The following is a 1,252-nucleotide window of genomic DNA, read 5'->3' as shown; positions in this document are numbered from 1 at the left end:
GACAAGAACCACGGCCCGGCCACGCTGGAAGGCGGCGACGTGATGCCCATCGGCAACGGCGTGGTACTGATCGGCATGGGCGAACGCACCAGCCCGCAAGCGGTGGTGCAAGTGGCCAAGAACGTGCTGGGCAAGGAAGGCGGCGCCACCCGTGTGATTGCCTGCCAGATGCCCAAGTCGCGTGCCGCCATGCACCTGGACACTGTGTTCAGCTTCCTCGATATCGACCTGCTGTCGGTGTTCCCGGACGTGGTGGGTGAAATCGTCTGCACCAGCATCTACGCCGGTGACCAGGAAGGCGAAGTGCGCTTCGAACGCCACGACGGCGTGCCGTTTACCGAAGTGGTGCGCCAGGCCCTGGGCCTGAAGGAAGTGCACATCATCCAGACCGCCGGCGATGCCTACCAGCGCGAACGCGAACAATGGGATGACGGCAACAACGTGGTGGCCCTGGACCGCCGCGTGGTGGTGGCCTACGACCGCAACACCTACACCAACAAGCTGATGCGTCAGCACGGGGTGGAAGTGATCGAGATTCCGGCCTCCGAACTGGGCCGTGGCCGTGGCGGTGGTCACTGCATGACCTGCCCGATCATCCGTGACGAAGTGAAGATCTAAACCCTTTCGAACAGTGCATCAATATTGCCCGGTGGCGTCGGCCAAGCCCGCCACCCGGCACCGGAACAAGGAGTGTTACCATGGCTTTCAATCTGCGCAACCGCAACTTCCTCCGCATGCTGGACTTCACCCCGCGCGAAATCCGCTACCTGCTCGACCTGGCCCGCGACCTGAAACGCGCCAAGTACACCGGCACCGAACAGCAACACCTGAAGGGCAAGAACATCGCCCTGATCTTCGAAAAAACCTCCACCCGCACCCGCTGCGCGTTTGAAGTAGCCTGCTACGACCAGGGCGCCAACGTCACCTACCTCGGACCGTCCGGCTCGCAGATCGGCATCAAGGAATCGATGAAAGACACCGCCCGCGTACTGGGTCGCATGTATGACGCCATCGAATACCGCGGCTTCGACCAGGACATGGTGGAAAACGAACTGGCCAAATTCGCCGGCGTCCCGGTGTACAACGGCCTGACCGACGAATGGCACCCCACCCAGATGCTGGCCGACGTGCTGACCATGTGGGAAAACAGCGACAAGCCCATCTCGCAAATCAGCTACACCTACCTGGGCGACGCCCGCAACAATATGGGCAACTCCCTGCTGGTGATCGGCAGCAAGCTGGGCATGGACGT

Annotated in this window: 2 protein-coding genes; both read left to right on the top strand. The window is 62.0% G+C overall.

Annotated features, from left to right (window positions below; genetic code table 11):
- A partial coding sequence (locus DFR38_RS20795) for an arginine deiminase family protein (RefSeq protein WP_244909923.1) occupies positions 1–618 on the top strand: 618 nt, incomplete at its 5' end.
- Between the two features lie 80 nt (positions 619–698).
- Positions 699–1,252, top strand: a 554-nt coding sequence (locus DFR38_RS20790) for a Rossmann-fold NAD(P)-binding domain-containing protein (protein ID WP_483396330.1), incomplete at its 3' end; no start/stop codon positions are given.

The sequence above is a fragment of the Aquitalea magnusonii genome (assembly GCF_003202035.1).
In the GTDB taxonomy this organism is placed as follows: domain Bacteria; phylum Pseudomonadota; class Gammaproteobacteria; order Burkholderiales; family Chromobacteriaceae; genus Aquitalea; species Aquitalea magnusonii.
Note: the sequence above shows the minus strand (reverse complement) of the source record. Positions and strands in the feature narration are given on the sequence as shown.